Genomic DNA, 24,786 nt, shown 5'->3' with positions numbered 1-24,786 from the left:
CCTGAAATCACCGGAGCTTACGGATCTCGCTATAATGTCAGAATGTGCCCTCCGTCAAAGAAATAAAGCGCACATCCCTTTACCTTTGTTTTTGCAATTTGCTCAACTGCCTTCGTGTACAGCTGAATTTGCGTTTCATATCGTTTCTTCAAGATCGGGACCGCTCCTTCAAATCCGTGCTGGAATTTGCCCTTAATCCGGTCCGATTTATAGTCCAAAAGATATAAACCGCCGTCAGTTTCATAGAGACAATCAATGATTCCCTGCACTAAAAGCGGCTCATCCGCCTCCTGTGCATCAGGATAGATCTCCTTGGCTGGAAGCGCCAAACTGAACGGTACTTCCCTATTCTTCCATTGCGCGCTGATCAGCTGTCCGCCGATTTCCGTATGGAAGAATTGCACGATTTCTTCTATATCAATAGCGGTTTTTTGTTCTTCCGTGAGCAGTTCTTTTTCATAAAGCTTATGAACCGTCTGCTCCGCTTCTTCTATCGTCGGCACATGTGTCAGTGAGATATGCTGCATCACCGTATGCATGGCCGTTCCTTTCTCTGCCGCCGTCAGGCCTTTTTTCATCATGAAAGCGGGCCGTCTGTACAGCATGCTGCCGTCAGCCGGTTTAACAGGGGCCCTGCCGCTGTATTCATCCTCGTACTCTCTTTTTCTCTTGATCTCAGATACCGACTGCTTTGTGCTAATTTGCGTCACCTCGTGATACGGGTAGGTCCAGTTCAACTGCTCGCGGGCTTTTTCATCAAATGCAAACGAGCCGGGAACTGGTTCACCTTGGCGAATCGATTCTAGGCGCTCGCTTTTTTCTTCCATTCTTTCCTCCAAATCATCATCCAGCAAATCATAGGAATGGATCATTCGGACGGCAAAACGAGCCGGGTGTCCTGATATATCAGGACGCGCTGTCGCACCGTTTTCAGCCAAAGTCTCCATATCTCTGTGTCTGGCAAGAGCCGGCCCGATGAAATCTAAATACGTTTTTGCCTGATAGCGGTCAAACTCCGGAAGAAGCCAGTCAGTTTGTGACGCGGATGCCTGCCATTTTGCGAGCTGTTTCTGATGATCCTTGCACGAACCAAGCAGAAACAATTTTTCCTTTGCTCTTGTTAATGCAACATAGAGTACCCGCAATTCCTCTGACAGCAGCTCCCTGCGCATTTTTTTCTTCATCGCAATGAGCGGAAGCGTCGGATAGCTGATACGCAATTGCGGGTGAATATACTTCGTGCCAAACCCGAGCTCCTTGTCCAGCAGGTACGATTTGTTTAAGTCCATCATGTTGAAATTGCGGCCGAGACCCGCTGCAAACACAACAGGGAATTCAAGCCCCTTGCTGCTGTGGATCGTCATTAAGCGGACAACATCCTCCTGCTCGCTGAGCGCTCTCGCCGTACCAAGATCATCGCCCCGCTCCTGCATGCGTTCGATAAATCGCAGGAAACGGAACAGGCCGCGAAACGCCGTTGATTCATATTGGCGCGCCCGGTCGTAAAGGACGCGCAAATTGGCCTGGCGCTGTTTTCCGCCCGGCATCCCGCCGACATAATCCATATATTTCGTGTCGCGGTACACTTCCCAAATCAGCTCAGATACTGAGTGGTTTTTCGAAAACGCGCGCCATTTTTGCAGATGCCCGTAAAAGGTTTGCAGCTTTTGATAAAGCTCGCCGTTCCGGTCGCCGGCTGCCAAGTAGTCTTTCATCGCTTCATAGTACGGAGCTTTTGTGTTTTCAAGCCGGATCAAAGACAGCTCGTTTTCATCTGCTCCGACAATCGGTGAGCGCAGCACAGAGGCAAGCGGTATATCCTGATACGGGTTATCGATCACCTTCAGCACCGAAATCGCGACGGCGACTTCGACCGCTTCAAAATAGCCTGACGTTAAATTGGCGTAAACCGGTATGCCCTGTGCTCTCAGCTCCTCCATGATTTGCGGCGCCCACGGCATGGAACGCAGTAAAATCACGATATCGCGGTATTGAATATTGCGGTGTGTTTTCGTTTTTCCGTCATACACCTTAAACGGTGATGAAATCAGTTTGCGAATTTCCTTAGCGATCGCTTTCGCCTCGAACTGCACCGTTTCCAGCTCTTCTGCTTCCTCGCCTGCATCCGTCTCTTCTGCGTTGTCGATCAGCAGCAGCTCCGTTTCCGTCTCGCCATTGTCCGGATACGCCGCGCCAAGCTTCAGCTCAGCCTGCTCGTCATAATCCACCTCACCGATTTTGCCGCCCATCAGCTGTTTAAATAAAAAGTTTGTGCTGTCTAAAATATCAGCCCGGCTTCGGAAGTTTTTATTCAAGTCGATCTTCCGTCCCGTTCCTATTCCGCTCTCTGTAAACCGTTTGTATTTGGAGAGGAAAAGAAGCGGCTCCGCAAGCCTGAATCGATAAATCGACTGTTTGACATCTCCTACCATAAACAGGTTTCCAGTCTCCTCCGGCCCGCTTGTGACAAGCTGCAGGATCGATTCCTGCACGAGGTTGGTATCCTGATATTCGTCAACGAGCACCTCATGAAACTGCTCCTGATAAAATCTTGCTGCCTCGCTCGGACCGCGTTCGCCTTTGTCATTTTCAGCTGTCAAAATCGCCAAACAGTAATGCTCCAAATCAGAAAAATCAATGATTGATTTTTCCTGCTTCGCGGCTTCGAATCGCTTTCCATAGCTAATGACAAGCTGTACGAGTGTATCAATGACAGGCTTCATCTCGGCTAGGCTTTTCAAATGCTGTTCAGGACTTCTTGTGAAGTAGTCGGTTTTGAGCTTTTCAAGCAGTTTTTTCGCACCATTTCGCAAGTCTGTCGCTTCATCAAGCAGCGCGGGATCAAACTCGTCCCCTTTTACCGCCTTCGCGCGCTTAAATGAGACGGCAGGCACCCGCTTATAAAGTTCATTGAAATCGTCCTGATGCTGAATCAGTTCATCAATCTGCGCAAGATCATCAAGGAAATTGTCAGCGCGCGGCGCCGGTCCGCCCGGCGCTTTTGTCAGTTCAAGGGCGCGCAGGAGCTTTTCCCTCGCTCCGTTAAGCACCATTGCAATATCCTCTTTGACATATTGATAAAACGAAAGCTCTTCGATCGCGCTCTTTTCAGATACATCATATAAATGAACAAAGCTTTCCAGCCATGCCTCCGGGTTTGGATGGGATCGGGAATACTCGTACACCTGTTTGACGAGAAATTGCAGATCCAGATCATGCCGGTCTGTCGTGTAGCGGTCAACCAGCTCAAAAAACGCCTCGTCACCCTTTGCGTATTCGTCTTCGAACAGCTCATCCAGCACTTCATCCCCAAGCAGCTCGCCTTCGGTCTGATCGGCAATCCGAAAGCCCGGATCAATATCGATCAAATAGTAATATTTTTTCAGCACTTGCAGGCAAAAGGAATGAAGTGTCGAAATGCTGGCCCGGTTTAAAAGAGACAGCTGGCGTCTGATATGCAGCGAGCCGGGGCGCTTTACGAGCTCTTTTTCCAAGGCATCCGCAATTCGGTGTTTCATTTCTGCCGCCGAGGCGTTTGTAAAGGTCACAACGAGAAGCCGGTCTACATCAATCGGGTTTTCTTCCGCTGTGATTTTCCGGATCATTCGCTCAACGAGCACAGCGGTTTTCCCGGAGCCCGCAGCAGCCGCCACAAGAATATCCTGGCCGGTTGAAACAATGGCATTCCATTGGTCATCTGTCCACGTGCTGTCTGCCGGTTTAGGAATGTTCATTGCCATCCGCCTCCTTTTTTATCCACTCAAGTATCGTCTTGTCCTTTTCAGCCTTTAATGTGCGATACTCGTTTTCTTCTAATGATTCATCAAATTGGCATACTGATTTGAACGCACAGTATGTGCATGGCGTCTTGTTCTTCATTTTATAAGGCTCAATCGATACGCGTCCGTCGGTGATTTGTTCGCCAGCTTCTTGGAAGGTGCGGCGCACATGCTTCGTCAGCAGCTCAAATTCCTTTTCGCCGACTGCCGCCGAGTCCGATCTGAGAGAGCCGTCTTTTTTCAAGCCGGCGTTGACGATATTTGACCGTCCCTCTTGAAGGGTCGTATCCATGAGGCGAACCGCTTCCTGATCGCCGAGGAGCAGGCCCTTCATTTTAAATTTCTTAAAGATCTCCTGTTCAATCTCGTCAAGCCCGAGCGGGAGGTTAGATTGAATCATCGGGTCATGAATATGGAAATACAGCACCCCCGCAGGCGTCGCTCTCATTCCGAGCCAGTCGGCTGAGTGTGTAATCGATAAATCAAGGTATGTCAGCATTTGCAGCGCCAGGCCGTAATAGACTTCCGCTAAGTCAAGGCCTTTGTCGCTTGATTTATAATCGACAATCCTTAGAAGCAGGCCTTTTGAGCTTTCCGCTTTATCAACGCGGTCAATTCGCCCGACGAGCTCCATCGTGCAGCCGTTTTTCAGCTTAAAGGTCAGCGGCGGGAGCGGCCCTTTTCCTCCAAAGCCCAGTTCAAGCCCAATCGGCACGAATCCGCTCGCTTTCGCATGCTCGCTTAAAATGCCGGACACGCGTGTCACAATTTTTTGCAGTTTTCCCTTCACATAATAATGGCGGTTTGAGCTGAGCAGAATTTCTTTTTGCAGTTTCGGCGCCAGCCGTTCAACCGCATCATAGGAAAACAGTTCACACTGCTCTTTCGTTAAATCGCGCCAATCCAGCTTTTGCTCCCGCAGCCGGTCTGAAATCAGCTTTAAGCTGGAATGAAACAGCTGGCCGATGTCCGGTGCTTCAAGCTTGAAAAATTGCCGTTCCTTCAGGTGCAGCCCGTGTGACGCAAAATGGGAGAACGGGCACGCGTTAAAGGTTTCCATCCTCGACACACTGCCTTGAATGCGTTCACCATAAAGCTGCCTTGACACGCTGCGTTCAAGCTGCTTTACTTCATTACGGAAAAACAGGCTTGAAAACAGTTTTTTCGATTGCAGCCTGTCCGGGTCGCTCATCAGCACATTGTACGTGCTCCACCAAACGTCGCTGATCTCGTATTCCCGTGTCCATAATCTAAGCTGGCTCGCAGTAAAGGACTGTGCCACGCTTTTATTGACGACATACATCAGCTGTTCCTCATCGCTGACCTGTTCAGGTTCATTTGTCAGCAGCCGCTCCTTATGGTGCGGAAACAGCTCTTCCAGCCGCTTAATAACAATCGACGGCAAAAGCGTTTTTCCTTCCGCATCGGCAATCGGATACGAGACGTAAAGCCTGTCAGACGGACTGGAAAAAGCCATATAGATGAGAAAATGCTCGTCAAGCAGACGCTCTCGCCCGCCTGAGGAAAGCTCAACCCCAACCGTTTTCAGCCATTCCCGGTCATCGTCCGACAGCACTCCGTTTTCATCAGGGCGCGCCGGGAGAACACCATCGTTTGCCCCCAGCACAAAAGTGCAGGAGGTGTCATACATTCTGGACAAATCCATATTGCCGACAAACACCTGGTCAAGCGCAGGCGGAATGACAGAAAATGTAAGCGACTCCGCGCCGGCTTCCATCATTTGCTGAAACAAATCTAGAGAAATCTCATCATCTCCCATCATTTCAACAAACTCCTCAAGCAGCTGAACGACTGCATCCCACGCCTGCTGATGCTGCTGCGCTTCAATGATTCTGCCGTCTTCTTCAGCACGCTGTCTTTCCTGATCCAGCTTAAGCGGCACATCCGTCTCTTCTAAATAGCGGTAGAGCGCCTCCGCCTTCTCCTGAACCGTCTTTGCTTTTTTCATTCGTTTCTGGAGCTGAAAAAGCGGCGGAACAATCCAGTCGCGTGTGTCATTCAGCATGTTTTCCATTTCGATTTCCTGGTCGGTCTGCGTAAAATCATCATCCAATGACACAAAACGTCTGTAATGGAAACGGTCGCCCTTTGTCCAGCGATCGCCTTTGATCCCGTAGGCGATACAGTAATTTTCAAGCTGATCGACCTGTTCTCTCACCTTATTCTTCGGCTCGTTAAGCGGGAATAACAGTTCGGTTTTCACGCAGCGAAACACCGCTTCATAACGCCAATTCCCTTTCAAAACATCAAGGCTCGAGCGGATAAATTCAATTAACGGATGGTTCAGCATAGATGCTTTTCCGTCAATGAAATAAGGAATCTCGTAATCAGCGAACACTTCCTTCACCATATCTTTGTAGTCTTCCGGCTGGCGTGCAAGAATCGCTACATCCTTATAGCGATAGCCCTTCTCTCTGACAAGGGCGTGAATTTCCCGGGCAATGCCTTCAAGCTCTGCTCGTCTGTTTGCGGCCTGCATCACAGTAACAGCCTCTTGTTTTTCTGCATATGGGATGGCCGGACGCGTTTCATACTGCGCCTCTAGATGCGCCAATTCCGGTGTGCGTGTATGCCTTTCACTCCCGCTAGGCTCTTTATACGTAATGTCCAGATTTAATTCCTTCGCCTTTTCGTGCAGGCGGTAATAGGTTTTTCCCGTCATTCTGAATAATTCCAGTTCATGCGGCTCCCGTTCGTCAGACGGCTTGTCCGCTGTCAGCGAAAACGTGATGTGCTCTGCGTGAACCATAAGCTGCTCCAACACCCTGAATTCCTGCGGCGTAAATTGATAAAAGCCGTCCACATAGATATGTGCGCCCTTTACATCCTCCGAAAGAGGAATATGCTCCGCCAGCAATGTTAAATAATCCTCTGAGTGAAGATATTGCCCTGCGAGGCTTTTTTCCATCTGCTGATACAGAATCGATAAGTCATGAAGCTTTTCAGATAAAACACGTTCCCCGCGATACTCGGAAGCCGTTCCGCTTTCCGCCATCCGGCGGATATCTTCCGGTTCCAGACAATACCGCTTAAATTCTGTCAGCATCCGTTCAACCTGGGCGGTGAATCCGCTTTTGTCACTCGCTTTTTGATAAACTTTGAACTCCTGTTTATGCTCCTCAATGAGTTTTCGCAGGAGCATCTGTACACCTGTGCTCGTCAGAAACGGCCTGCTCATTCCTCCCGTATGCTGGAGAATGCGCCATGCCAATCGTGAAAAGCTGAACACTTGAGCGCGTATCATTCCGCCCATATCAGGCGTTTTAGCAAGCTCGTATTCCATTAAAAACGTCATTTGATCCGGGACTAGAAAAATGATCGGTTTCCCGAATGGAGCCCGGCGCAGTTCATCCTGAATGCTGTCGATGATCAGCTTCGTTTTTCCACTCCCGGACCTGCCTACTAAAAACTCTGCTCCCAAATTAGAAGACCCCTCTCTTTTTATCTCTATATATTTTATCGAATGTTGACGAAAATGACCAATCTCATCTATTGGTAAAAAACGGCCTTTCACATTGAAAAAACTGAATTTCTCAGCACATGTCTCTCCGCCCTACATATACTTTTTACAGAAGCCCAATTCTTCAAGAATGGAGTTGAATCCCCTTGTACTACAACTATTATCCATATCCGGCGCCATACCGGGATGATCCTGTTTTGATTCGGAATCTGAAAAAGGCCATTAACGGAGAATTCAGCGCGGTTCAATGCTACCGCAAGCTTGCCAAACTTGCCAGCCGCGATGACGCCAGAAAACAGATTGAAGAAATCAGGCGTGACGAAATGCGCCACCTCCGTGAATTTTCCACATTGTACGGGACCATTACCGGCAAACACTTCATGCCGAAACAAACGGAAGAATGCCCGGACAATTTCACGAGAGGACTGGACGCCGCTTTTAAAGATGAACAAGAAACAGTCGACTTTTATTTGCGCGCGGCGGAGGAAACCTCAAATGTAAAAGCGAAGGGCATCTTTACGCGCGCCGCTCGCGATGAACAAAATCACGCTGTCTGGTTTCTGTACTTCTTAATGGAACGTTAAATATACCCGCAAAGTGAATCCACACATATCCCCTCATCCAAAAAACACACTCACCTGTTTTTTTCACATGCAGCCGGGAAACATAAAACCATACACTGGCATACAGGGGGAATCTGTCATGGAGCAATATTCAGAAGCTTGTATCGAGGCTTGCATGAATTGTATGAAGGCTTGCAATCATTGTTTTACAAAATGCTTGGAAGAAAGCGCGCACCACAAGCTCAGCGGCTGCATCCGGCTTGACAGAGAATGCGCGGATATTTGCGCGCTGGCGGTCAAAGCCATGCAAACGGACAGCCCGTTCATGCAAGAAATTTGCGCACTTTGCGCCGACATTTGTGAAGCGTGCGGCACAGAATGCGAAAAACACGAGCACGATCATTGCCAAGCGTGTGCGATGTCCTGCTTTAGATGTGCTGAACAATGCCGTAATATAGCAGCGTCATAAAGGACGGAGAGGGTTCAAAAAAGGAACCCTCCTTTTTTATTTGGACAGCCACACGGCGTACAAATCAACCCATCCCTCTTCATCAAGCATGAGGCCTTTCACATTCCCGCTTGATTCCACCTGAAGCACACTTTGATACAGCGGAATCGCATTGAACTCCTGTACAAGCCGGCGGTCAATGTCATGTAGCAGCTGGATTCTCGAACAGCGGTCAGGGATCGAAAAAATCCGTTCTGTCATTCTAGAGCATATTTGTTCCAGCTTTTCAGATAGATGCTGGAACAAAAAACTGTTCTCCGACAGCAGCAAATGCAGAAAACCAAACTCACTGTCTTGATAAAACGTCGCACTATCATGAATGATATCCGCCATTTGCACAATTTCCGGCCGGCGGAGATCAGCAGAATCACAGAATTGAAGTGTAAGCCTGATGCCATGCCGGGCGCAAACATTTTGAATCCACTCGGCGTCCTCACGATGATCAGCTTCCGAAAAGGTAGACAGCACAAGCGTTTCTCCCCCGTACCCGCTCTGCTTCAGCAATTCAAAAGGTGATACGTCTTCCCGTTCAAAAGGGTTCTGATGCAAAAAAGACGAAACCGGAATTCTGCGGTGCCCTCCCGCTTCCTTAACGAGCCGTTCAGAGGAAATCAGCAGGCGGAGCGCTTTTCGAAAGCTTCGGTGCTGAAGAGGCCCATTCTTTTTCAAATTGAGCGACAAGTACTGGACATGCCGTTCATCAAAAACAGTTTGCCGATCAGGACCTGTTTGTTTTTCTTGAATGGTAAAACCATTCATCTCTCCGGCTTGCTCAGAAAACACAAACTCAACGCGATCCAAAAAGGGGCGTCCCTTGAAGTAACGCTCATTGGCTTCAAGCACAAGCATCCGGCTGTGATGCTGATTTACCCGAAAAGGACCTGTTCCGTTGATCGCGCCGCCCTGTTCTGCCGGCAGAATAGACAGCCGTTCATCACAAAGAACATACGGCAATAGCTCATTCGGCTGATCGAGTATGAACTCGACACAATAAGGGCTGTTTTCCAGAACTTGCTTCACCCCGTGTAACAGCCATTTATACGGGTTATCAGCACGTGTCAAAAATCGCTGAAACGTAAACGCAACATCCCGCGCTGTCAGCGGCTGTCCGTTATGAAAAGACACACCCTTCCGAAGAAAAAACCTCCATTGTTTTTTTTCGTGCTCTTCCCATCCGTGAACCAAATGAGGCTTCGGCTCCCGCACAGTTGGATCATACGTGAGCAATGTATCAAATATCTGCTTAACGAAATGCCCTTCAGATCGCAAAAATATTTGGCAAGGATCCAAACTGCTGACATCTTCAGGCGTGATGAACAGCCGGAGCACATCCTTTTCTCCATCCCCACCGGTCTCTGTCACAAAGCCGAACACCTCAGAAAACCACATATCATATTCGTTTTGAAGCCCCGGAAACGCGGACTGATACTGCTGAAGCAGTTCCTTTGCTTTTTTAAGCTTTCCAGCCATTGTATAATCCTTGGCTGTTTGAAGCAGCAGCTCCTCAGGCCGGCGAAGAAACGCGATTTTAGATTTACGGCCTCGCCCCGCACCGCTTTTCCGGATAATCCAATTCTCGTTCTCCAGCTTATGTAAAATGAGCTTTGCATTTCTTTCTGTACAACATAAGCAGTCTGCAATCTCTGTGAGCGTCATTTGGTACATCTGCCCATACACAGCGCATCCCGCTTTTACAAGTTCCACATAATGCTCAATCAGCTTCAATCCCCGCACCTCCCGACAAAAGGGGAAACTTTTTCTCTTTTTTTCTTCACTTTTTGGGCCGCCGCCCCTTCTATACACTACTACTATACCAAACAGCGAAAGGCGGCGATCACATGCTGACCAGCTTTCAATCTATAAAATCGAGATATACCGCTCCCGTTTGGCTCCGCTTTTTCGGCGAAATGCTGACAAGCCTGACAGGTGCAATGATGGGACCTTTTATGGTGCTGTACCTGCATGAACAATTAAACGGCAGCGTCATGATTCCAATGCTGATCATCAGTCTTCAGCCATTTGCCGATATTTGTCTGACGCTGATTGCTGGACGGGTGACGGACCGGCTTGGGCGGCGAACAGCGATTTTGATCGCATTGCTTCTGCAAGCAGCAGCCATGACGGGGTTTGTGTTTGCAGATCAAGCGTATGTTTTCGCCCTTCTCTACGTCATGAATGGCATCGGAAGATCGTTGTATATCCCTGCTTCCCGCGCTCAAATTGCCGAAAGCACGCCGGAAAGCAGACGTTCAGAAGTGTTTGCGGTTATCAATGCGATCTATTCAGCGGGCCTGACGGCAGGGCCGCTAGCGGGGATGCTGCTGTACAAACATAACCCCGTGTGGATATTCGCTTTAGATGCCGCGGCATTGTTCAGCTACTTTCTGGTTGCTGCACTAAAACTGCCGGAAACAAAGCCGATCATAACAGCTGGCACACCGGCGTTTTCCGGAAGCTTTACGATATACAGGCCTGTACTGCTTCTTTTGCTGCTTTCTCTCCCCATCAGCATGTTATATGCGCAAACAGAAACAACCTACAGGCTCTTCAGCAAAAACATGTTTTCTGATTATCTGTCCATGCTGACCATCTACTCGGCGGTAAAAGCTTTATTCAGCTTTGTTCTTCAGGTTCCTCTTGTAAAAGCGACCGAAAAGCTTTCGATGAAAACGATCCTTTTGATCGCTTATATCTGCTACGCCCTTGCGGCTGCCGGCTTCGCATGCTCAACCTCCCTGACAATGCTTTTAGTGACGGCAGCGGTGATGACGGTTGGCGAAAGCATCGGACTCACCCATATCCAGACCTTTATTTCAACATTGGCGCCGCCTCATCTGCTTGGCCGGTTTTATGCGATATACGGCCTGCATTGGGATATTTCCCGCTCAATCGGACCTTTGGCAGGCGGGATGATCCTGACATCGTTTGGCGGAGAAGTGATGTTTTACGCCCTTGCCGTGTGTATACTGGCAGCATGCTTATGCCTGACTTACACAATAGATAGGCTCGAACAAAAAGTCATAAGGAAAATGAATGGCTAATCGAAAATAATTCCTAATTTCTTTATCACCGAAAATATATTATAGTAATTATACATTCACTACGTGAACCATTTGGAGTGTTACGTGAAAAGGAAGAAGGGTTTTACATTGAAGAAAGACGAAAATCTCCTCAAAGATCTATGGTTTATCGCAATCAGTGCAGCCGGGGGGTTTATTCTTTCATTAACCGGAATATCGATTGGATGGATGATCGGAACGCTGATTGTCGCCTGCTGCCTCTCCATGATACGGCCGGCATGGCTGATGATGGCGCCAGATCAAAAAGGAATTAACCGCCGGTGGCTCGCTCTCGGGCAGATGATCCTCGGCATCGAATTGGGCCAAAAGCTGAACTTATCCGTTCTCTCTGTTCTCAAAGATCATTGGTTTTCAGTCAGCGTTATGCTGATATTGTCTATACTGCTGGCCATGCTGTCAGGATATGTGCTTTGGCGTTTCAGCAAAACGGACATGTTGACAAGCTTTGTCGGCACAGCTCCAGGCGGACTGTCTGCCATGCCGAGCATCGCGCAAGAGGTCGGCGCCAATACCGCCATTGTCAGCCTCGTTCAAATGATGCGGGTGCTGCTCGTGGTGCTTTCCATTCCGTTTTTGGTCATTTTGATCTATACAAAACAAGATTCTTCCGCTCGTGCCGCAGCAGAATCGCTTTCCACAGCAACGACTGATATCAGGCTCGCTCCCCTTTTGTGGACCGCTATTCTGATTCTGGCTGCCTGGGGAGCTTGCAAAGCTGCTAAATTTTTAAAATTTCCGGCCCCATGGCTGCTCGGAAGCATGCTCGGTGTAGCAATTGTACACGTTGGCGGCGCTTCGGTGACAGGACACGACATGACGGCATGGTGGCCGTCACAAGCTAACCATGTGTCCCAAGTATTTCTCGGAGCCACGATCGGCTCTAAAATGTACAAAAGCATGTTTGTCGGCGTCACCCGTATTGTCATCGTCGGGTTTGTCTCGTCCGTCGGTTTAATCGCAGCTATGTTTTTAAGCGCCGTAATCGTTTCCGAGCTGACAGGAATCTCGCTCATCACTTCTGTTCTGGCATTTGCGCCCGGCGGCATTGCAGAGATGGCGACGACGTCTGTTACCTTGCATGCTGATTCCACCTTTGTCGTTGCAGTTCAGGTCATACGCGTTATTCTAGTCATTGCCCTGCTGCCGCCGTTTTATCGTCTGCTTCACCATCTTCATGGTGAAAAAAAAGATCATGAAAGCCCGATCAGCCGCAGTAATGCCTAATGAAAAAAGGGTTCAAGAACTTTTAAACCGCAAACCATCAAGATGGGGACATATAAGTGTGAAAAGCTTCGAACAAGATGAACAACAAAAGATGATTCGAAGTATATTAACGCCAAATTCATTTGATAAAAAATGGATCAGATTTGAAGTGAGTGCTGACAGAAGGCGAAATGAGAGACGAAGAAATCGTTGACGACTTTGGTATAGAAGCGTTTATGAAAATTCCAAAAAACAGGCTTCCTGATAGAAAAAGAGGTTATATATGAATAACCTCTTTTTCTATACAAGGAAGGCGAAATCTCTAGTTAAGTTGATTCTCTTATGATAAGACTTGTTGGCAGTTTAATAATGTTTCTGTTTAAAGAAGTGTTGCCCGAAATATACTCGATTATTTTCAACACAGCCTGTTGACCTAATTCTATGATGGGAATATCAATTGTTGTTATGGTCGGAGTCACTACTTGGCAAATCAATTGGTTGTCAAAACCTATTACAGCTAAGTCTTCTGGAACATGAAAGCCGTTTTTTATCGCCTGTTTAATAATCCCTGCGGCGACTTGATCATTTCCCGTAAAGATTGCTGAGGGTCTGTCCTTTAGATCCTTTATCTTATGAAAAACACGAAAGCCATCCTCGATATTAAACAATTCACCGAATATCCATTCGTTTCTATGATGTAAATTGTAATCTTGTAAAGCTTTCAAGTACCCCTCTTTCCGCTGACATTGAGCTTCGCTATATGGCGTGTCAAAACAAAATCCAATTTTTTCATGCCCTCTTTCAATTAAATGTACCACCCCCATGTATGCGGCTTCAAATTCATCATATCCAATGATCGTGATGTCCGCTGAGTGATGATATTCATTACATAATAAGATCGGACCATACCTTAAAAAATGCGATATCTTATCCCAGTCATTTTCTAAAGTTCCAAGAATAACACCATCAACTTCTTTGTGCTTCAATAACTCTAATAGTTCCAGCTCTGTCTGTTTGTCATAAAAGGTTTGAAATACAATTACCTTGTAATTCTTAGACAGTGCTTCATGAGAGACCCCTTTTATTAATTGTGCAAAAAATGGATGGTCGATACTCGGAACCGATAAAGCTATCGTTTGTGTCTTATTTCTCCTAAAATTCCGAGCTAAATAATTGGGAGTGTAATCAAGTTCGTTAATCGCCTTTAAAATCATATCTCTTTTTTCTTTCGATACATAAGGGTGATTATTCAATACTCTTGATACTGTGGTTTTAGACACGTTACATAATCTTGCTATTTCATCAATTGTAGGCATATTTTCCCTTCCTCAAAAAAGTTATTGACATGTTACCGGTTTCAGAAATTAGGATAAATTTGTATCAAATTTTCCACATTATAAACTCATTGGAGGTACTGTTCATGCAAAAACAAGTCAGAGTTTCAGGTAAAAGTAAAGAAAACATGTTACTGCTAAAGCACTTAAAAGGTGACGTACAAGGAAAAGAACTTGTTATTGAAGACAGTATTGTAAACGAGCGTTGGAGACAAGTATTAAAAGAAAATACCGATATTGAAAATGACCTTTTCAACTACCAAAAAAATCGTGAAATCAGTAAAGTCCCTTTTATGCCTGTAGACAGATTAATAACCAATGATGAAGTGGATGATATCTTAACTGCATTAACTAGCGTTTTGCCAACTGGAAAATTTACGAGTGGTTCCTATTTAGAGAAATTCGAAGACGTTTTATCTACATATTTACATAAAAGGTATGTAATTGCAACCAGCAGCGGAACGGATGCTATTATGATAGGATTATTGGCTTTAGGGTTAAACCGCGGGGATGAAGTGATCATGCCAGCTAATAGCTTTTCAGCTACTGAAAATGCTGTGTTAGCTGTGGGAGGCGTGCCTGTCTATGCAGATATTAACCCACAAACATTCTGCCTCGACCCTAACAAAATTGAGGAAGCAATAACGCCTTATACAAAGTTTATTCTCCCTGTGCATCTATACGGAAAACATTCAGAAATGAAGCAGATCCGCCAAATAGCAAATCGTTATAAATTGAAAGTAATTGAAGATGCTTGCCAAGGAATTGGACTGACAGACTTAGGAAAGTACGCAGACATCACTACATTAAGTTTTAATCCATATAAGAATTTTGGTGTATGCGGTAAGGCTGGGGCAATAGCAACTGATAATGAAGAACTCGCCAAAAAATGCATTCAATTCAGTTATCATGGTTTTGAAGTAAATGTGAAAAATAAGAAAGTCATCAATTTTGGATTTAATTCAAAAATGGACAATTTACAGGCTGCAATTGGTTTAGAGAGAATAAAGCACCTTTCATTAAACAACTTCAAAAGACTATTCTTGGCTGATAGATACATTACTCAATTAGCAGAATTACAGAATAAAGGCCTTATTGAATTACCGGAATTAAGCGAAGATCATGTGTGGCACCTGTTTCCTATTAAGGTAAAAGCAGAGGATAGGACAGATATCATGACGAAATTAAATGAAGATTATGGTGTTCAAACAGATATATATTATCCAGTACTGTCTCATATGCAAAACACTCCTTTAGTACAGGACAAGTACACAAAACTCCAATTGGTCCATACGGAAAAGGCACATAGTCAGGTACTGCATTTGCCTTTATATCCGTCATTTACTTTAGAAGAACAAGACAGAGTAATGGAGGGACTGTTCAGTGTTATTAAGCAAAAAGCTGGAGTATAAAACGTTATCCAAGGTTGAACATCCTCAGTATATTGTTTTTTGTGATTTTGATGAGACGTATTTTCCGCATACAATCGACGAACAGCAACAACAAGACATATATGAACTCGAAGACTATCTGGAACAAAAAAGTAAAGCTGGGGAACTGCTAATTGGATGGGTTACTGGGAGCAGCATAGAATCTATTCTCGATAAAATGGAACGAGGAAAATTTAGATATTTCCCGCATTTTGTCGCTAGTGATCTTGGAACTGAAATCACGTACTTTTCAGAGCATAACTTCGGACAGCAAGATCATGAGTGGAACAGCCGTATAAATGAAGAGTTTAGTAAAGAAAAGATAGATCGAATTGTGAAACAGCTACACGACAATTATAACATTCTGTTGAATCCTCAAACTCAATTAGGAAAGTCACGGTATAAGCACAATTTTTATTATCAGGAACAAGATGAAATAAACGACAAGAAAAACCTGTCAGCCATTGAAAAGATCTGCGAGGAATACGGAGTTTCAGTTAATATCAATCGATGTAATCCGTTAGCAGGTGATCCGGAAGACAGCTATGATGTAGATTTTATCCCCAAGGGAACAGGAAAGAATGAAATTGTAAAGTTTATGTTAGAGAAATACAGCCTAAATGCCGAAAAAGCTATCGCATTTGGAGATAGCGGAAATGATGTTCGTATGTTACAGGCTGTAGGGAATGGATATCTGCTGAAAAATGCAACACAGGAAGCTAAAAACTTGCACCAACTTATAACTGATAGTGAGTACTCAAAAGGAATTACTAATACCTTAAAAAAATTAATTGGTTAATAAGGAGGAAAATAGATATGAAGAAGATTGGTATCATAGGTGCAGGTGGTATTGCCAGAGCGCACGCAACTGCTTTATCTACAATAAAAAACGCAGAGTTAGTAGGGGTATATGACATAAATCAACAAAATGCGGAAAGCTTTGTGAAAACTTTCGGTGGGAAGACATATGAAAAAGCAGATGAACTCATTGATGCCTCAGAAGGTGTAATTGTAGCATCACCAAACTTTTGCCATAAAGAACACGCTTTACAGGCATTGGCAAAACATAAGCATGTATTGTGTGAAAAGCCTATGGCTATTTCTCTCGAGGAAGCAAGCATAATGAAAGATACCGCTGAAAGGTCAGATGTAAGAGCTAGTATGGGATTTAATTATCGATATTTATCTTATGTAAATATCTTAAAAAGCTTAATTATCAATAATGAACTAGGTAACATACTGTCCATAAAAGTACACTTCAAGAAAAATAGTGCAATTAGACGCAAAAAGTTTACTTGGAGAGATGACGCTAATAGTAAAAAGACAAGTGGATCATTAGGGGATCTGGGTATTCACCTTATCGACTTGGTATGGTATTTGTTTGAGAGTGATTTCATCCCAGAATCAGTAAGAGCAAAGATGAACACAAATGTAAAAACAAAAGAGGATAAACAGGTACTTGTAGATGACTATGCAGAAATTTATGGTCAACTGAAGAACAAGGTATTTGTAAATATCATCACATCAAAATGTTCTGTGCCTGAAGACTGCGGTTTTAGCATTGAGGTAGTTGGACACAAAAAAGAGTTTAAATATCATACAGGCAATCCTCATGTTTACAAGCTCATAGATGGCTTGAATGTGGCAGACTGCTCAGTGCCGCAAAGTCTATTAAATGATCCGCCAAACGAATTTTATGGCTGGGCTGATTCTTTTAGAAGCGAGTTAATCAATTGGATTGAATCAACTCAGAAAGAATGGGTGGAGATCCCTTCTTTTCACGATGGTTTTAGATCTCAAAAAGTATTAGAAATGTTCTTTGAGAAAGATTGCGACTCTCAAACAAGGTCTGCTTTAGCAGTCAATTAGTATTTCGAAGAGGGAAGTTACTAAAAAAGCAGGAATCTATTTTCCTGCTTTTTCATATAGGGGTGTGATGAATGTTAAGAGGGACATATTTATTTGGATATGCTTTCTTTTTCACAGTAGGCATTATCCATATATCAACAGGGAGTTTGACACCATTTCTATTAGAGTCTTTTAACAAGACGACAGATGATATTTCGATCATCATTTTCTTTCAGTTTACCGGATTCCTAAGCGGAGTGTTAATCGCACCGTTAATGATTAAGAAATACAGTCACTTTAGGACACTTACTTTAGCGTTGACAATCATGCTTGCAGCATTAAGTATCTTTTTTCTAACTAAGGATTGGTATTATATTGTCGGAATGGCTTTTCTCTTAGGCTATGGGGCAGGTACATTAGAAACGACAGTTGGTTCCTTTGTTATTGCTAATTTCGAAAGTAATGCAGAAAAAATGAGTAAGTTGGAAGTCCTCTTTGGATTAGGCGCTTTATCTTTCCCATTATTAATTAATCCCTTCATCGATAGCAGTAACTGGCATCTACCGTATTACTGCATATTTACCTTTTTGTTCGTCCTATTAGCAGGATGGTTAATTTTCTTGTCCAAGAACCGAAAGCACGCTAAAAATCATGCTAACCAGCAAGTGGCCTTGCCACATGCAGGAGCGTTTCAATACTTTATAGGAGATAGAAAAAAATCAAAGCAATTAGGCTTTTTTGTATTTTTCGCTTTCCTATATGCTGGAATTGAAACGAATTTTGCCAACTTTTTACCTTCCATCATGATAAACCAAGACAATGAACAAATTAGCCTTATAAGTGTCTCCTTTTTCTGGGTGGGGATAATCATAGGAAGAATACTGATTGGCATAGTAAGTAGAAGGCTTGATTTTTCTAAGTACCTCCTGTTTAGTTGTAGCTGTTTAATTGTTTTGTTGATTGCCTTCTCTTATATAAGTAACCCAACACTTCAATTGAGTGGTATTTTTTTGATTGGTCTAAGTATAGCGGGCATATTCCCCATTGCTTTAACCCTAGCATCAATCATTATTCAGAAGTACATTGACGAAGTGACAAGCCTATTTATTGCTTCAGCAAGTTTCGGAGGAGCCATCCTCTCTTTCTTAATTGGATGGAGTTTAAATCAGGATACGATCTTATTAACAATGGGAATATTCACAGCTATGGCGGTCATTCTAGCAGGTATTTCTGTAAAGATTAGAAGAACGAAAACAGAAGACCCTATTCACTTTGAGAGCAAAGCTTCAAAAACACAGTAAAAAACCCATAAATGAAAGATACTAATAGACAAACCAAAGGTAAATACAAGTGATCGAGAAGCCCATAGTTGAACATCAAGAAATTGAAGGAGACGTGGCAGAGTTATCAGAAAACGCAGTTGTATACTTTTAAAAGAAAAGTAATCCCAAAAATCCTCTCGAAGTATTTTGAGCATTCATCTAAAGCCAAAGATCGATTCATGTAAACTAAAGGAGAAATCTTGAAATTAATGCGGCGTTATGATAAAAAAAATGGTAAAGGGGCGTTTTCTGCGCGACAATCCCGACAAGGCAATGCATTTATATTACGGATTATGTTTAGGCATCTGGCTGATTTACAATTTGGTGACATCCGGCTCCCCCGGACTGCCACTTACGATTTTAGCCGGAGGAAATTTGATTTACCTCGCCATCCTGAAAAAGAAAGAAGAAACGTGAAAAACACGCACCTCAGTGCGTGTTTTTTATTTAAAAACGCTGTGCAGACCCTCTTCTATTTCTTCTGACGACGGATACCATTTTGTCACGAGATCACGAAACAGCCGTTCCGCAAAAAGAATCTCTTCCTCTGTATACTGGTCAAAAAAAGACAGAAAACGCTGCTCGACCTTCTGATGATAATACTTGTGCAGCCCATGCAGTTTTTTCCCAGCCGGCGTCAAACGAAAGTAAACTTCCTTTTTATTATCGCTGAGCTGAGTTCTGTGAAGGAAGCCTGCGCCGAGCAATTTTGTACTGATGCGCGACACTGTCGCTTTTGTCGTATTCATTTTTTCTGCTATCGACGTGACATTGATCGGCTCATTGTCTCCAACACAAGAAAGAACATGAATTTCTGTCATCGACAATTGAGATTTGCTCCCATGCTCGGCATCAAGCTTCTTCAATTCGTCAGCCAAAAAAGCTTTAATAAGCCCCTCCCATTTCTCCTGCTGGTGAATGAGCTCCGCATACAATTCAAAAAGTTTGTGTTTCGTATGATCTGTGTTCATCGGGTTTTTCACCTTTTCCATTCGATTGTTTCTTCTATCATACCGTTTTGTTACAGATGAAACAATCGAATTGCGTTACACCCGGCTGGTGACGGAAAGCCAGCGGCTGACCCCTGTTTGAATCACACCGGCACAATCAGGCGCCGATGCATCTATTGCCCATGCAACATGTCCATCAGGGCGAATCAATATTGTATGCACGTCCCGCAATTTTCCATCTGGTTCTGCAAGCGAGGCGGTTACCGTGCGCAAGCCTTTTATTCGGCTATGATCATCAGCTTCTTGTATCAATGACAGCAAAACGAATGTCCCGTTTTGGAGAAAGCTGTACAGCCGTTCCGAACTGCCGTCGGAAAGAATCAGCTCCATGTCAGGAAGCCTTGACCCGTTCAAACGATGCGGCGGCATATCGGGATCAGCTTCATACCTGACATCGAGCGCAGAAATTTGCCCCGCTATATATCGATTTACTTCAGGGAAGGCAAGCAGCTCAGACATCATACTTCGCAAATGGAGGCCTGCTTGAGAGAAATCGATCAGCTTCGTCTGTGCCTCCGCGTTTCTCAGAAGCTCTTCCGCAGCAGGGTGCCGCTCCTCATGGTAGCTGTCCAAAAGCCATAACGGCGCAGTGCCCTTCACAGCTGCTGCCAGCTTCCACCCGAGGTTCATTGCATCCTGAAGGCCGACATTCAGCCCTTGGCCGCCTGCTGGAAAATGAATATGCGCCGCATCACCCGCAAGAAAGATTCTTCCGTCCCGATACCGCTTCGCTTGGCGTGCGGCATTCCCGAACCGCGACATCCACGAAGGCTCTGTTAGACCGAAGTCAGTCCCGCAGATTCGTATGAGATCGGCTTTCAGCTCCTCCTCAGTGACTGGCACATCTTTCGGCGTCTGCGTGCGATAAGGGCTGATCACGACGACTCGGTATTGTTTCGGAGAAAGCGGAACGATCATGACACCACCTTCTTCTGTGCAAAGGGACAGCACGCCTGACGGCGGAGGAGAATGGAGCGCCGCATCTGCAAGGGCAGCGGTGATGGTGCTGTCTGTTCCCGGAAACTCAATTTGCGCCTGTTTCCGGACGGTACTTCTGGCTCCATCGGCACCAACAGCAAACTGGCTTGTGACCGTCCGCACACTGCCGTCACGATCCTTGAAAATCGTTTGCACCTCTGCCCCGTTTTGCGTAACCGACAGCGCCTCTGCTCCTCGAAACACCTCTGCCCCCAAGCTTCGCGCATGTTCCTCAAGCAGCTGCTCTGTTTTAGCCTGCGGAAGCAAAAGCGTGTAAGGACAGCTCGTATCCATTGCAGAAAAATCAAGACGGGTATCCAGCATCGAAAAGTGCCCGGAAGGTATTTTGCTTCCTTTGGATACGAAACGCTCCAGCAGCCCTCTCATCTCAAGCAGCTCCAGCGTGCGGGGATGCAGCGTCAACGCCTTGGAATGCGGAACAGGCTTTTCAAGCCGCTCAATCACACATGTCTTCACCCCGGCTATCGCAAGCTCGGAAGCCAGCATAAATCCGACCGGCCCTCCCCCTATAATCACAGCTTCCACATTCATCGTGATCACTCCTTTTGTTTTACTTAAAACGATTATGAACCCTTTGAAAATAAACTCATATCAAATTATAAACATATTTTTGTTACATCCGTAACAATATTGATTATAGCTTCTTGCAAATTTTTCTTCAACACATTTTTCCAAACAACAACAAAAAAGACGCCCTTAATTGACGTCTTTTTATTCAGCATCGGAAATCACACCGACAATATTTTTTTCTCTGATCGGGCCAAAATGCCGGCTGTCGAAGCTGTATATGCGATTATCTCCAACGACAAAATATTGCCCTTTCGGCACCTTGCTTGTTCCTGTCACATCTTTCAAGGTAAAATCACCTGTTACATGGCTCCCGGCAGAAACAGACTTCAATTGCTTCAAAAATGGTTCAGCAACCCGCTTTCCGTTCACATACAGCTGATCATCTTTATATTTGATTGATTCACCGGGCAACCCGATTACCCGCTTAATCAGCACTTTTTGATCAGGGCCTTTAAAAAGGACAATATCAAAGCGATGGATGGTTTTAAATCGATGCGAAAATTTATTGACTAACAGTTCGTTCCCTTCCTGAAAGGTCGGGTTCATACTGACGCCTTCCACCTTGTAATCAATGAAGACGGCATTTTTAACCTGAATGACGAGAACGACGGACACTACACCGGCAAGAAACCAAAACCGTTTTTTCATGTTACTGTCTCCCTCCATCATGCTCATGCTGACTGGCTCTCACATGCAAATACCGCTCTACCTTTTTTCCGACATACCATAAGACAGTGATCACCAATACAGCAATGACCGTTCGAATCGGCTGTGTAATCAGTGCGTGCAGATCATATCCGATGAAGCTGATCATAAAAATCATGACAAGCTTTCCCGAGGCTGCCGCCAAAATAAACTGCCGCGTTCCGATCCTTGACAAACCCGCAACAACATTCACCGCCGCTGACGGTGTAAACGGAAAACAAAGCAGAAGAAACAAAGGACCAAAGCCGTGTCTTTCCACCCATACCATCAGCTTTCTGACCGACGGATGACTGCGGATAAATCCAAGCAATCTTCTCTGACCGTATTGACGGACGATCAAAAATACAAGAATAGATCCAGCAGTTGATCCCGCCCAAGACAGAATGAACCCTTCCCACAAGCCAAACGAATTCGTATTCGCCACCACAAACACAATCAGCGGCAAAAACGGGAGAAATGCTTCAATTAAAGGCAGCAGCACAGCAATAAGAGGACCGAAAGCCCTATAGCTTTGAAATAATTCAGTTACATGTTCTTGCGTGAAATAAGATAAAAAATGCTCCAACATTTATACTCCTTACCGGGTTTGTCTATCCTTATTCTACACATTATCAGCAGAAAACTAAAAAGTTTTGGTGATTTTTTCTGTCTTGAATCATTTCACCAGCCGATATAGAATATAAACAGAACAAACGTTCCCGAAAGAAGGAGTCAGCATGCCGCATCTGCAGGAGGAAAACTACAATTTAATTGAACGGGCGCTTTTTTTGCCCATGGCTATTACGATTTTTAACCGTGATCTCGCCGGAATTGAGGAAAGCACTTTAAAATTGAAACATCCCTATAAAAAGCTTATCAGCGAATCATTAAAAATAGCACAAAAGGATTTGATCGAGGTCAGAAAAGAGCTGCGAAAAAGAAAAATTGCAATTCACGAGGCGGAGCGCGATGAGGCCTTTACACTTTATGTATTTGTGATCGATCGTTATGAAGAAAAGCACCGCTATTTTAATCCGCGGATCCGTGAGCAGGTCAGTGAATTATTAACATACTATCTATTCGCCCCGGACAGGACCTGAGCCTTTTGGATCATACTGCTCCTTCCGCCTTCGGGCGATTCTATAAAAATTTCAGACAATTCACACTATACAATTAAAATAAATTTATTTATAATTCGTACCACAGCCTTTCACCCCAAAAAATGACATGTACTGTCATCTCGACGACAACATTTTCAGTACGGTCGGGCTTGTATACCCCACCCTAATTCGAAGGAGGATTTTATGAAACTGATTCACATTCTCGCCGCCTTGCCCTTTATCGGAATCTTACTCGGCACCCCTTTTGCAAATAAAGTGACCCCCTACGTGTTCGGCATGCCGTTTATCCTGGCCTATATTGTGATATGGGCTCTTTTGACCTCTGCGCTGATGGCAATTGTGTATGTCCTCGACAACGAAAATAAAAAGGAGGAAGCAGAATGAACGCAGCGCTCATCATCATTTTCGGCGTCCTGCTCTTAAGCATTTTTCTCGGCATACGCGCCCAAAAAGGAAAAGACATGAACCTTGAGCAGTGGACCGTTGGAGGCCGCGGCTTCGGAACCGTATTTGTTTTCTTATTAATGGCAGGCGAAATTTACACTACGTTTACGTTTCTCGGCGGCAGCGGCTGGGCTTACGGGAAAGGCGGGCCGGCCTTTTACATCATCGCCTACGGCTGTCTGGCCTATATCCTTTCTTATTGGCTCCTGCCGGCGGTTTGGACATACGCGAAACAGCATAAGCTGATGTCGCAGTCTGATTTTTTCACCAGAAAATATAACAGTCCGCTTCTTGGCGTTCTCGTCTCATTGGTAGGTATCGCCGCTCTTATTCCATATCTTGTGCTGCAGCTGAAAGGCCTTGGACTGATTGTATCGGAAACGTCATACGGCAAAATCTCTCCGGCCGCCGCCATCTGGATCGGAGCTGTTTCCATCACGGTTTATGTTATGGTTTCCGGCATTCACGGATCCGCTTGGATATCGGTTGTAAAAGACATCATGATTTTGGCTGTCGTTCTGTTTTTAGGTGTGTATTTGCCGATTCATTATTACGGCGGATTCCAAGACATGTTTCAGCAGATTGAAACGGCAAAGCCGGGCTTTCTGACGCTTCCGGAAACGGGGCAAAGTGCGGCGTGGTTCAGCTCCACCGTGCTCTTGACAGCGCTTGGGTTTTACATGTGGCCTCATACGTTTTCCGCTTCGTATTCAGCCGAAAACCCAAAAGTGTTTCGCAAAAACGCCATCATCATGCCTTTATACCAGCTGGTCCTGCTCTTCGTCCTTTTCGTCGGCTTTGCCGCTATTCTGCAAGTTCCGGGGCTGAAAGACGCAGACGGGGATCTATCGCTTTTGAGGCTGTCTCTGCAAACATTTGACCCTTGGTTTGTCGGGATTATCGGCGCTGCCGGATTGCTGACCGCGCTTGTGCCGGGGTCTATGATCTTAATGTCCGCCTCCACGCTGTTTGCAAAAAATGTGTACAAAGTGTTCGCACCCCGCACGACAGAACAGCAAGTCTCAATGCTTGCCAAATGTTTAGTTCCAGTGATCGCGCTGATTTCGGTGTACTTTACCTTCAGGGGAGGAAATACCATCGTTACGCTGCTATTAATGGGCTACAGCCTTGTCACACAATTATTCCCGGCTCTTTTGTTCAGTCTGTTCAAGCATAATATGGTGACGAAGCAAGGAGCTTTCTGCGGCATCATTACAGGTGTCGGAGCGGTTTCTTATATTACATTGACGGAAACGACGATTGGCACTTTAATTCCGGCGCTGCCGCAAGCAGCAAAAGACTTGAATGTCGGCATAGTCGCTCTGCTTTTGAACATGACGGTCATGGCGGCAGTAAGCTTGGCGACAAGAAAAACGAAAAGCGCCGCGGCTGATCAAGCGGCATAAATGA

The 24,786-nt window shown here is 45.2% G+C and carries 20 protein-coding genes; 12 read left to right on the top strand and 8 right to left on the bottom strand.

Annotation, left to right across the window (positions count from 1 at the left end; all coding sequences use genetic code 11):
- Nucleotides 1–29: 29 nt before the first annotated feature.
- Both addA and addB read right to left on the bottom strand, forming a co-directional pair.
- Complete coding sequence (addA, locus tag G4P54_RS05650) at nt 30–3,734, bottom strand: helicase-exonuclease AddAB subunit AddA (protein ID WP_167872047.1); 3,705 nt, start codon at nt 3,732–3,734, stop codon at nt 30–32.
- Nucleotides 3,721–7,221 (bottom strand): helicase-exonuclease AddAB subunit AddB, encoded by a 3,501-nt coding sequence (addB, locus tag G4P54_RS05645; RefSeq protein WP_167872046.1) that lies wholly within the window; start codon nt 7,219–7,221, stop codon nt 3,721–3,723. Before addB ends, addA begins: the two co-directional genes overlap by 14 nt.
- Before the next feature lie 185 nt (nt 7,222–7,406).
- Here addB and G4P54_RS05640 point away from each other — a divergent pair, with 185 nt between their 5' ends.
- Both G4P54_RS05640 and G4P54_RS05635 read left to right on the top strand, forming a co-directional pair.
- On the top strand, nt 7,407–7,844 hold the full coding sequence (locus G4P54_RS05640) for a ferritin family protein (protein WP_167872045.1): 438 nt from the start codon (nt 7,407–7,409) through the stop codon (nt 7,842–7,844).
- Between the two features lie 118 nt (nt 7,845–7,962).
- Nucleotides 7,963–8,292, top strand: coding sequence for a four-helix bundle copper-binding protein (locus tag G4P54_RS05635; protein WP_167872044.1), 330 nt, complete (start codon nt 7,963–7,965; stop codon nt 8,290–8,292).
- A 36-nt stretch (nt 8,293–8,328) separates the two neighbouring features.
- Here G4P54_RS05635 and G4P54_RS05630 read toward each other — a convergent pair whose 3' ends face one another.
- Complete coding sequence (locus G4P54_RS05630; protein ID WP_167872043.1) at nt 8,329–10,056, bottom strand: SgrR family transcriptional regulator; 1,728 nt, start codon at nt 10,054–10,056, stop codon at nt 8,329–8,331.
- Nucleotides 10,057–10,169: 113 nt separating this feature from the next.
- Between G4P54_RS05630 and G4P54_RS05625 the strand changes: the two genes are divergently transcribed.
- A complete protein-coding gene (locus tag G4P54_RS05625) occupies nt 10,170–11,372 on the top strand; it encodes an MDR family MFS transporter (RefSeq protein WP_167872042.1) in 1,203 nt (400 codons plus the stop codon).
- 108 nt (nt 11,373–11,480) lie between these two features.
- Complete coding sequence (locus G4P54_RS05620; protein ID WP_167872041.1) at nt 11,481–12,635, top strand: AbrB family transcriptional regulator; 1,155 nt, start codon at nt 11,481–11,483, stop codon at nt 12,633–12,635.
- A 305-nt stretch (nt 12,636–12,940) separates the two neighbouring features.
- Here the strand turns inward: G4P54_RS05620 and ntdR are convergent, their stop codons facing one another.
- Nucleotides 12,941–13,930 carry an NTD biosynthesis operon transcriptional regulator NtdR gene (gene ntdR, locus G4P54_RS05615; protein WP_167872040.1) on the bottom strand — a complete coding sequence of 330 codons (990 nt, stop codon included), beginning with the start codon at nt 13,928–13,930 and terminating at the stop codon, nt 12,941–12,943.
- Between the two features lie 104 nt (nt 13,931–14,034).
- Between ntdR and ntdA the strand changes: the two genes are divergently transcribed.
- The 5 genes from ntdA (at nt 14,035) to G4P54_RS05590 (ending at nt 18,965) form a co-directional block, all read left to right on the top strand.
- Nucleotides 14,035–15,360, top strand: a complete 1,326-nt coding sequence (ntdA, locus tag G4P54_RS05610) for a 3-dehydro-glucose-6-phosphate--glutamate transaminase (RefSeq protein WP_167872039.1) — start codon at nt 14,035–14,037, stop codon at nt 15,358–15,360.
- The gene (ntdB, locus tag G4P54_RS05605) at nt 15,332–16,177 is read left to right on the top strand and encodes a kanosamine-6-phosphate phosphatase (RefSeq protein WP_167872038.1); all 846 of its coding nucleotides are present in this window, start codon (nt 15,332–15,334) and stop codon (nt 16,175–16,177) included. Before ntdA ends, ntdB begins: the two co-directional genes overlap by 29 nt.
- 17 nt (nt 16,178–16,194) lie before the next feature.
- The gene (gene ntdC, locus G4P54_RS05600; protein WP_167872037.1) at nt 16,195–17,247 is read left to right on the top strand and encodes a glucose-6-phosphate 3-dehydrogenase NdtC; all 1,053 of its coding nucleotides are present in this window, start codon (nt 16,195–16,197) and stop codon (nt 17,245–17,247) included.
- 71 nt (nt 17,248–17,318) lie between these two features.
- Complete coding sequence (locus G4P54_RS05595; RefSeq protein WP_024712939.1) at nt 17,319–18,527, top strand: MFS transporter; 1,209 nt, start codon at nt 17,319–17,321, stop codon at nt 18,525–18,527.
- A gap of 240 nt (nt 18,528–18,767) precedes the next feature.
- Nucleotides 18,768–18,965 carry a hypothetical protein gene (locus G4P54_RS05590; RefSeq protein ID WP_167872036.1) on the top strand — a complete coding sequence of 66 codons (198 nt, stop codon included), beginning with the start codon at nt 18,768–18,770 and terminating at the stop codon, nt 18,963–18,965.
- Between the two features lie 26 nt (nt 18,966–18,991).
- On the opposite strand, the gene G4P54_RS05585 is transcribed toward G4P54_RS05590, so the two are convergent.
- From G4P54_RS05585 to G4P54_RS05570, 4 genes are all read right to left on the bottom strand, one after another.
- Nucleotides 18,992–19,519 carry a MarR family transcriptional regulator gene (locus G4P54_RS05585; protein WP_167873829.1) on the bottom strand — a complete coding sequence of 176 codons (528 nt, stop codon included), beginning with the start codon at nt 19,517–19,519 and terminating at the stop codon, nt 18,992–18,994.
- A 75-nt stretch (nt 19,520–19,594) separates the two neighbouring features.
- Nucleotides 19,595–21,094, bottom strand: a complete 1,500-nt coding sequence (locus G4P54_RS05580) for a monooxygenase (protein ID WP_167873828.1) — start codon at nt 21,092–21,094, stop codon at nt 19,595–19,597.
- Between the two features lie 174 nt (nt 21,095–21,268).
- Entirely contained in the window at nt 21,269–21,775 is a 507-nt protein-coding gene (gene lepB / locus G4P54_RS05575; protein WP_167872035.1) for a signal peptidase I, read from the bottom strand.
- 1 nt (nt 21,776) lies between these two features.
- Nucleotides 21,777–22,400 carry a TVP38/TMEM64 family protein gene (locus G4P54_RS05570; protein WP_081719735.1) on the bottom strand — a complete coding sequence of 208 codons (624 nt, stop codon included), beginning with the start codon at nt 22,398–22,400 and terminating at the stop codon, nt 21,777–21,779.
- Nucleotides 22,401–22,548: 148 nt separating this feature from the next.
- Here G4P54_RS05570 and G4P54_RS05565 point away from each other — a divergent pair, with 148 nt between their 5' ends.
- From G4P54_RS05565 to G4P54_RS05555, 3 genes are all read left to right on the top strand, one after another.
- Entirely contained in the window at nt 22,549–22,911 is a 363-nt protein-coding gene (locus G4P54_RS05565; protein ID WP_167872034.1) for a YhjD family protein, read from the top strand.
- A 204-nt stretch (nt 22,912–23,115) separates the two neighbouring features.
- Nucleotides 23,116–23,316 (top strand): DUF3311 domain-containing protein, encoded by a 201-nt coding sequence (locus G4P54_RS05560; protein WP_024712932.1) that lies wholly within the window; start codon nt 23,116–23,118, stop codon nt 23,314–23,316.
- Entirely contained in the window at nt 23,313–24,782 is a 1,470-nt protein-coding gene (locus G4P54_RS05555) for a sodium:solute symporter family protein (protein ID WP_167872033.1), read from the top strand. Before G4P54_RS05560 ends, G4P54_RS05555 begins: the two co-directional genes overlap by 4 nt.
- Nucleotides 24,783–24,786: the final 4 nt, after the last annotated feature.

The organism is Bacillus tequilensis (genome assembly GCF_012225885.1).
Classification (GTDB): Bacteria; Bacillota; Bacilli; order Bacillales; family Bacillaceae; genus Bacillus; species Bacillus tequilensis.
The sequence above is the reverse complement of the archived record's forward strand: the minus strand, read 5'-3'. Positions and strand labels throughout refer to the sequence as shown.